This is a genomic window from Anaerostipes sp. Marseille-Q3525 (genome assembly GCF_018223505.1).
In the GTDB taxonomy this organism is placed as follows: Bacteria; Bacillota; Clostridia; order Lachnospirales; family Lachnospiraceae; genus Anaerostipes; species Anaerostipes amylophilus.
This window is the reverse complement of sequence record NZ_JAGTTT010000048.1, coordinates 1-8,451: the sequence shown is the minus strand read 5'-3', so window position 1 is coordinate 8,451 and position 8,451 is coordinate 1. Positions and strand designations below refer to the sequence as shown.

8 protein-coding genes and 1 pseudogene are annotated in these 8,451 nt (G+C 38.8%); 8 read left to right on the top strand and 1 reads right to left on the bottom strand.

The window, feature by feature from the left end; all coding sequences use genetic code 11:
- The 7 genes and pseudogenes from KE503_RS13700 to KE503_RS13670 all read left to right on the top strand — a co-directional run.
- On the top strand, positions 1-1,502 hold a 1,502-nt coding region (locus tag KE503_RS13700), incomplete at its 5' end, for a recombinase family protein (RefSeq protein ID WP_212385588.1).
- Positions 1,469-2,368 carry a helicase gene (locus KE503_RS13695; RefSeq protein WP_212385586.1) on the top strand — a complete coding sequence of 300 codons (900 nt, stop codon included), beginning with the start codon at positions 1,469-1,471 and terminating at the stop codon, positions 2,366-2,368. The genes KE503_RS13700 and KE503_RS13695, both read left to right, overlap by 34 nt.
- An 87-nt stretch (positions 2,369-2,455) precedes the next feature.
- Positions 2,456-2,776 (top strand): DUF6664 family protein, encoded by a 321-nt coding sequence (locus KE503_RS13690; RefSeq protein ID WP_207742539.1) that lies wholly within the window; start codon positions 2,456-2,458, stop codon positions 2,774-2,776.
- Between the two features lie 119 nt (positions 2,777-2,895).
- A complete protein-coding gene (locus tag KE503_RS13685) occupies positions 2,896-4,140 on the top strand; it encodes a hypothetical protein (RefSeq protein WP_149883369.1) in 1,245 nt (414 codons plus the stop codon).
- Between the two features lie 133 nt (positions 4,141-4,273).
- On the top strand, positions 4,274-5,506 hold the full coding sequence (locus KE503_RS13680; RefSeq protein WP_212385584.1) for a hypothetical protein: 1,233 nt from the start codon (positions 4,274-4,276) through the stop codon (positions 5,504-5,506).
- Positions 5,507-5,713: 207 nt separating this feature from the next.
- A complete protein-coding gene (locus KE503_RS13675) occupies positions 5,714-6,064 on the top strand; it encodes a hypothetical protein (protein ID WP_118316800.1) in 351 nt (116 codons plus the stop codon).
- A gap of 93 nt (positions 6,065-6,157) precedes the next feature.
- Positions 6,158-6,436: pseudogene (locus KE503_RS13670) on the top strand (topoisomerase); the annotation flags it as partial.
- Positions 6,437-6,574: 138 nt separating this feature from the next.
- Here the strand turns inward: KE503_RS13670 and KE503_RS13665 are convergent.
- Complete coding sequence (locus tag KE503_RS13665) at positions 6,575-7,888, bottom strand: IS4 family transposase (protein WP_249183081.1); 1,314 nt, start codon at positions 7,886-7,888, stop codon at positions 6,575-6,577.
- A gap of 257 nt (positions 7,889-8,145) precedes the next feature.
- Here KE503_RS13665 and KE503_RS13660 point away from each other — a divergent pair, with 257 nt between their 5' ends.
- Positions 8,146-8,316: a hypothetical protein gene (locus KE503_RS13660; protein ID WP_249183080.1), complete on the top strand. Its 171-nt coding sequence runs from the start codon at positions 8,146-8,148 to the stop codon at positions 8,314-8,316.
- The last annotated feature ends 135 nt before the right edge of the window (positions 8,317-8,451 follow it).

The window sequence follows — 8,451 nt, the reverse complement described above, 5'->3', positions numbered from 1 at the left end:
CTGACATATCTGTTAAGATAAAATCGGCATATCGGGCGAGGTTTCAACAGGGGAAATTCATGGGAACTACCGCCCCTTATGGCTATATCAAAGACCCTGCCGACCACAACCATCTGCTGATAGATGACAAAGTTGCCCATGTGGTAAGGGAGATATTCGACCTTGCGTTAGCGGGCAACGGCATCGCCAAAATCCGCAAGCACATCAACAAACAGCATATCCTACGCCCTGCCGCTTATGCGGTGGAGCAAGGGGCAACAGGCTATGAGCGGTACTTTGAGGATAACGAGGAAAACCGTTATATTTGGAGCGAGAACAGCGTGAGGGGCATTTTAAGAAGCCCGATATATGCGGGCAACCTTGCAGGCTACAAGCGGATTGCAGCCAACATGAAAAGCAAGAAACGCCCCTCTAAGCTGCCCGAAGAATGGGAAGTGATACCAGACACCCATGAGGGGATAGTCACGCAGGAGGAATTTGACACCGTACAGCAGCTTATGACGAGCCGCAGGCGGGAGCAGAACGCAGGGGGATTTGAGAATATCTTTTCGGGCGTTATCAAGTGTGCGGACTGCGGCTATGCGATGCGGGCGGCGAGTGCCAACAGGAGGAAACGCCCCGACATCATCGACTGCGTACAATACACCTGCAATAATTATGGCAGATATGGCAATGTTATGTGTACCGCACACAGCATTGAAGCGAGGGACTTATTCAATGCCGTCCTTGCCGACATCAACCGCTTTGCGGATATGGCGGTCAATGATGAAAAGGCGGTCAGAGCCATAGAAAGGCGGCTCACGGAAACAGACCAGAGCAGGGCGAAATCATTAGAGAAAGAAAAGAAGAAGCTGAACAAACGCCTTGCGGAGCTTGACAGGCTGTTTTCCTCTCTCTATGAGGACAAGGTAATGGAGCGTATCACGGAGCGGAATTTTGAGATGATGTCGGGGAAATACCAGAAAGAGCAGCTTGAAATTGAAGCACGGCTGAAAGAGGTAACGGAAACGCTCAATGACAGCTATGAGAAATCGCAGGGCGTGAGGGACTTTCTATCCCTAATCCGCAACTATCAGGGGCTGAAAGAGTTGGACGCAACCATCATAAACGCACTCATAGACAAGATACTTGTTTCGGAACGTGAGAAACTTGCGGACGGGACAGTAAGGCAGGAAATCAAGATTTACTATAAATTCATCGGCTTTGTCGGTGAATTACATATCACACCCACAAAGCGGTGGACGGCGTTAAAGCCTAAAAATTGTACGGTGTGCGGTGTTGAATACGTCCCCAGCTCTGGAATATCAAAGTATTGTCCCGCTTGTGCTAAGAGGATACAGAGGGAGAAATCAAACGAGAGCAAACGCAGGAGTAGGGAGAGGAACCGAAGGGCATGTATTGAACTGTCCGCAAAAAATGACCGACTGACCTTGAACAGCGACAAGGGCGTATCGAAAGACAGGGCAATATGTTCCCAGAGGTTGAGGTTTACCGCTATGTGACCGAGCAGACCTTTGATGCCTACCTCTATCAGTTGGTGGAGAGCAAACAGAAATTCATTAGCCAGATAATGACGAGTAAAAACCCCGTGCGTTCCGCCGAGGATGTGGACGAGGTTGCTCTTTCCTTTGCGGAGGTCAAGATGCTTGCCACAGGCGACGAGCGTTTTAAGGAAAAAATGGACTTGGATATGCAGGTGGCGAAGCTGAAAGTATTGAAGCAGAGCTATCTTTCCGAGCATTACCACCTTGAGGACAGGATACTGAAATACTATCCCCAGATCATAAAGGAATACGAGGAACGCATTATCGGCTATGAAAGTGACACGGCACTTGCCGAGCAGCATAAGCCGCAGGGCGAAGAAAAGTTCTGCCCGATGACCTTAAAAGGCGTGATCTACACGGAAAAAGCCGATGCAGGCGAAATGCTTTTGGCGGTCTGCAAGGAAAATCCCCTTGCTAATCCCGTGGAAGTCGGCAGTTACCGTGGCTTTCGGTTGGAGGTATTCTATGATACCGTCAACACCCACTACTGTCTATATCTTTGCGGTAAGACAAGGCACAAGGTAGAATTAGGCTCTGATGCTCTGGGCAATCTGACCCGAATTGAAAACGAGCTTGCCAAGCTCCCTGCAAAACTGGAAGCAACCAAGACCAGAAAAGCGGAAATCTTAGAGCAGCTTGCCAATGCAAAAAGCGAGGTACAAAAGCCCTTTGCCTTTGAAGATGAGCTGAAAGAAAAGACCGATAGGCTCAATGCCCTAAACATCGAGCTTAATCTGGACGAAAAGGACACCCCTGTTCTGGATACCGAGCCAGAGCAGAGCGATGAGCCGCCCGAAAGAAAATGTGTAAATTGGGAGCGATAAGCGGATTTGCACATTTGTATTGCTGAAAAGTGGGCAGTATAATAGGTGTAGATTTATAGAATATCGGAGGTGATAACGGTGTCTGATATGTTCAGATTTGAAACCTTTGTAGATGTCCACAGTAATATCTTTCAGGAATATCTAAGCTCTGTCATAGCAAAGTTGCAAACGGAAAACCCAGAATATCGAGCATTATCAGAAAGAATTGACGATATCTATCGGGAATATCCGAGAGTAATGGCGGTATTCGATGCGGAAAAGCCCTGTGATTTATCCGAACAGGAATGTACGGCTCTGATAGAAGTTCTGGAGCTTCGGGCGAAACTTTGTGATATGCAGCAGGAAACAATTTATTTCCGAGGGTGCTATGACAGCGTTGGGTATCTGAAAAAAGCAGGAATTTTATAACCGAAATCGGCGACATTGGCGAAAAGCTGATGCCGCTTTTACATAGTCGCAGAGGTAGAAAAATTCATACCTTTGTGGTACAATTATAATAATAAAGTACACAAGAAGGTTGGTTAAGTATGGATATTAGATTTAGCACATATAATGATTTTCTAACTGAATATAAGACATACAGATTAGATAAATGTAGTAAATGTAAAGGCGTTCGAGAGTTAATTGATGATGATGTGACAGTTGTCATAGAAAATAGAACTCTCCATTTTCCAGAGTTGCTTATACTTTGCTGCAATAAATGTGGAAATAAATGTCTGCCCGAATATTCCAAACAAATGATAGACGGTGCTTATAAATCTATGATAGAGCAAGAACAGTATGTGGGCGAGTTCGTTTCAAAGAATTATAAAAAGAAATTTGAATATTGCCAAGAAACAGATTATAAATACGACCATAAAGATTATTATAATATCCCTGGTCTTTGTTATGATGAGGAGCATTCAATAGAAGGTTTTTTGACACCTGTTTTTTTCGACAGAAAGGCTCTTATATATTTTATTTCTGTTCCCGATTTTGAGGTGGATATCTTTTCAGAAACCTATGGACACATTGGAAAGAAAGACCCAGAGGGAATATATGTATATGATTGGGATATACCATTTGGTTTTAACAGTAATGGGAAGTTAGTATTTTGGTTGGGCGATTTGAATTATTTGGATACTCAGAGCCAAGCGATTTTGAAAGGATTTAATGTTGACTCAGACCATTTAATTGTTGACTCAGAGTTTTATCAAGCACAGATGAACTGTACTTTTAGCAAGCCTATTATAGAGAAACAAATTCTAATGAATAAGGACAGCTTGATTTCAAATGTAAAGAAAAAATACAATATTGACTTAGCACATTTAGACGAAGAATGTTCTGAACATGCTAAAAATATCAAGCGTCCACTTGTTTTTACAGAACAGAGCGTATCTGGTGTAATAAATGCTTTTGACAAGGTGTTAGTAGAGGGCTTTAATGTTGGACAGTTGAGAGTATTGTATGAAACATTGTATATCGAGAGTGAAAGAGATGACCAATATAGAAATTGGCAGTCTATTCGTCTTATCAAAGAAATATTGCTTAAATTCTGTGATGAAATTGGAAATACGATTGATGTTGAAAAGTTGATTTCTCCGTTGTATATTCTTCACGATTATCGAATATATCTTGACCATTTGCTTTCAAAGGATAAACAAGAAAATACCAAAGCTCATATAGTTGCTACATTGGGAGTTCAAAATTTTGGAGAACAAGAAGCTATTTATGCAGAGGAAATAGACCGTCTTAATAGATTATTTCAGTATTTAGTGCTGTTATCGAAATAGGTTATTGTTATACATAGCCGAGTGGTTTTCACTACACGAAAATCTCTTGGCTATTTCTATTTCTGGAAATGGTTACGGAATGAACTAAATAAGGTGGCGTTGGCGTTAAGTTGATGTCGGATTTTTCAGAGTAGTGGTAGAAAAATTTGTTGAAATGTTGTATATTAAATATGGTAACAAATTTTATAATTATTTGTTAGAGGAGAACCTTACTGTGAATGCTTTGCCTGACTATATGCTAATTGAATTTTTTAATTGGATAAAAATAAATGATAATACTCGCTTAAATATTGGATTTGTCCGTGAATGTGTGATGAGGGACAAGCATACGAATAGTGCAATGGAAGATTTGACTCCGTATGCTAAAGAATTTATTATTCAAAAAGGTTTAGATATTAAGGCATGGGAATTAATAGAAAGCATGCGAGCCTATTTAACTTATCGTTATGCGGATGAGGAATCCACTAAGAGAGTAGAAAAATCTTTATGGAGCGAGTCCCAGAACAATAAAAATAATTTACATATAAAAAATAATGGGGATGGGAATACACTCATACATATGATGACGGCTGTTCCTGTGCCATTGCATACAACAATAGAGTTTTTGGAATGGTTATTGAAACAGGAAATAAACGCAGATGATGTATATAAAATGCCTATGTGTGTATTTGAACAGTTAGCAAAAGACTTTTTGATTGAAAATAATGGTGTAATTGATAGTGATTTGCTAACATACTTACGACAAGAGGTTAAAGATAAAAGTCCCCAAAATTTTCTTGAAAAATTTAAAAGATTAATTTCTCTGGATACATTTGGGAAAGACACAAAAAAATACAAAACTATTGCAGAATTATTTGGTAGATACTCAAATCCTTGCATTATGAAGTGTTTCTTTCTTCCCCTTGCTCAAGATAAAATGTTTGAAAAGTTCATCAACAATTCATGGAGCGATTTAAATTCATTATCTAAAAATTATTTAGACATTTTTTATAGCGTTAAGGAATTATCTGCTTCTGGATACGACATTAAGGATAAGATTCGGTCATTGGATGTCGCGGAAGATGCTTTGCCGTGCTTAGTTTTGTGGGTTAACTCTCTTGAAACTGCGAAATGTGTGGAATTGAGAGATTTGGAGTATAAAGAAATATTCCGTTTATTGCAATCTATTGTACAGAATATAAAAGAAGGGGTTTCATTTGATGTGGTTTATTCAAGAGCTGTAATGATGGCAGATGATTTACGCAGAGAGCATAAAAATATAACAATTATAGAGCAAAAATTTGATATTTCAAACTCGGAAATACGAAATTCCCAATTGGGCACTTTTGAAAGCAAATTAGTTAGTGAAGATAAAATTGAAAAATAAGGAGAATGCGATACTTTCAGTATTAACCCGTTAGAATATGACATTGATAGAATTTATTTAATGAAAATGGTAGAAAGGGGAAATTTGACTACAGGCGTTTTAGTTCAACGTATAGAACGAGATAATAAAATTATTTCGGGGTGGTCAGAGAAAGCTCCAATTACGTTTCTTGGAATTGAATATTTGAATGGAAGGAGTACATCCACAATGAATCAAACAAATTATAATATTACTAATTCTTCTTTAGTCGGTTCTCAAATTGGAACTCAAAATAGCCAACTTTATTTCAACCAAAGTGATTTTTCAAGTGAAATAAACCAAGCTATTTCAGAAATAAAAACAATAACAGAATTGTCAGAGAAGAGCATGAATTCAATAATTGATTTGCTACAACAAATTGACATTGCTGTAAAGTCAGACAATAAAGAGGCACAAACAGAAGCAAAATTTACATTAAAGGGGATGCTTAAAGGAATTGGGAATACTGGTGTTAAAGTGATTAGTGTGTTGTCTGGATTGGCAAATTTAGCAAAGTTTTTTGGTTTCCCAATATCATGAATATTATCATATCGATAAGTTTTACATAGCCGAGTGGTTTTCACTACACGAAAATCACTCGGCTATTTCTATTTCTGGAGGTGGTTTTATTGAATGAGAAGTAACAGACCCTATGTGCAGCTTGATCCTGCCGTTATCGAACAGGCAAGGCGGATGGACTTGCTTTCATACCTTAGAGCCTACGAGCCGAGTAATCTGGTGCGTGTGGGCGGCAATGTTTACTGTACCAGAGAACACGACAGCTTAAAGATTTCCAACGGCAAATGGTACTGGTGGTCGAGAGGTATCGGAGGTGTTTCTGCCCTTGATTATCTTATCAAGGTAAAAGATTACGGCTTTGTGGAAGCTGTTGAAGCCCTCACGGGCATCACGCAATGTCATTAAGTTAAGAATCAGTAGTTTATCTCATCAACAGATATTTATTATGTCTGTTGGTTAGATTTTTATTTTTCTGCATTCCAAAAAGACAGATTGCTTTCTGACTAAAAAAAGATTATATTAAAATTGATGTTAGTTGTGTCTGAAAGTGGTAAAAAAACTCTGGTGTTTGGACCTGTCGCGTTTAAACGACCGTCCATCTCTGATTGGGATCATTTCCATTAATATATGACCTTCTACATCATTTGGGGTTTTTGCATTTCGGAGATATTCCCTGCACATGTGGAGTGCATTGGTCATATTTGGTTTGTATTCATACTTTCCACGATCCTTTTTATACCGCAAATGTTGAGTGATCATGGTTGTAAAGTTGTAAAAGATCATCTTGGCCCATATCTCCTGATGCAGAAACTCTATTTTTCTTGAATGAAATTCCAAAAGATTGGCAGAGTATTTAACCAGACGGAAAGATGTTTCAATTTTCCATCGCATACAATAAAGTTTCTTCAGTTTTTCTGGTGAAAATTTATCTTCTGGCAGATTGGTGATCAAACATTCTTTCTGCCCATTCGCAAGCTCGATCATTACAAAACGCAGTGTCATTTTTACATAAGGATGTTCTTTGTTTACAAAATAAGGAGAATCTTTGATACTGATCCTTTTATAAAGTTCAGGATGAGCGCGTGTCTTTTTATTTTGTGTTCGTGTATAAATATATGAGACCGTTTTATCAAAAGTACCCTCTCTTGGAAATGGATATCCTTTGATCGTACTGCCATGTCCAAAATATTCTTTTGCACGGATCAGAAAATAGTTTCCGTCATGCTGTATCTGTGCCATCAATCGATAACTCTCATATCCACGATCTGCAATAAACAGAGCTTTTTGTGGAAAATTTTTACGCTCCAACATCATAGAAAATACACGGGTTTCACTATGTGTTCGAAAAGGTTCAATATAAGCATCATAATATCTCTCATTGATAAGATCATAGATACAGGAAACATGAAACTGATAAGCAAGACGAGTGCAATCTTTATTTGTACGCACACGTGCGTATTCTTGATTTTCTTTTATTCTGTCCATAGGAACTGTGACACTCGTACCATCAACTGCTAAAATATGAAAACCATATAAAGATTTATCTGGAAAAGGATCATTAAATCTGTAAAAAAGAGTTTGAAATGCAGACAGATTTAATTTTTTTTGTTGCTGAAGGAAGGCAGAAGCCGTTGGAGTTTTGTCAATCTTTGGAATATAACGTTTTATGCAGCGACTAATACTGCCAGCATCATAAGTGACGATGGTATTGATTGTATCCTGAAATGATAGTTTTCGTTTCCTTGTAAAATCTCTTTCTGGATCTTTAACATACAGCTCTCGATCTTTAGCTATATCATTTAAAATCGTTAAATAACGTTTTTTCACTTTCTGTGCATACTTCATAATAATTCACCTCCTACCTAATACATCACTTTTTATTCTGAGTTTGTCAATATATAAAAAACAGAGGTAAAAGATAAATTTAAAACTTATCTTTTACCTCTGCTTTTCTTAACTTAATGACATTGCAATCAGCTTGCGGTTAAGGCAAACGCTCTTGGTTTTGTGGATACCCCGATGCTCCGTGAGGAAGCAAGGAAGTGGCACGAGTTTCAGATTGAAATTCGCAAAATGTATTTGCTTCCACGCAGGTCATCGTAATGGCGGTCTGCGAGATATGGGATGTGCGTGGCAGGCTCGACCACCCAATCGACTATGCCGAAAATCCCGAAAAGACAGCCAACCCCAAATACACCGAAGCCGACCTGCAGGCGATGGTCGATGTAATGGAGTACGCTACTAATAAGAATAAGACCGAGCAGCGTTTATAAATGTCAAGATTAAAATGTACATTTTTGATCATTTAAGAATGTACATTTTTGCTATTCTTCCTCTTGATCGGTATATTTTTTTAAGCGATAAGATTTTCCTGTGATATTTACCACATGTGCATGATGTAACACTCG

Coding starts and splice junctions, on each gene's coding strand:
- KE503_RS13690 (WP_207742539.1), top strand. CDS start 2,456: ATGTTCAGATTTGAAACCTTTGTAGATGTCCACAGTAATATCTTTCAG.
- KE503_RS13685 (WP_149883369.1), top strand. CDS start 2,896: ATGGATATTAGATTTAGCACATATAATGATTTTCTAACTGAATATAAG.
- KE503_RS13660 (WP_249183080.1), top strand. CDS start 8,146: ATGGCGGTCTGCGAGATATGGGATGTGCGTGGCAGGCTCGACCACCCA.
- KE503_RS13695 (WP_212385586.1), top strand. CDS start 1,469: ATGTTCCCAGAGGTTGAGGTTTACCGCTATGTGACCGAGCAGACCTTT.
- KE503_RS13665 (WP_249183081.1), bottom strand. CDS start 7,888: ATGAAGTATGCACAGAAAGTGAAAAAACGTTATTTAACGATTTTAAAT.
- KE503_RS13675 (WP_118316800.1), top strand. CDS start 5,714: ATGAATCAAACAAATTATAATATTACTAATTCTTCTTTAGTCGGTTCT.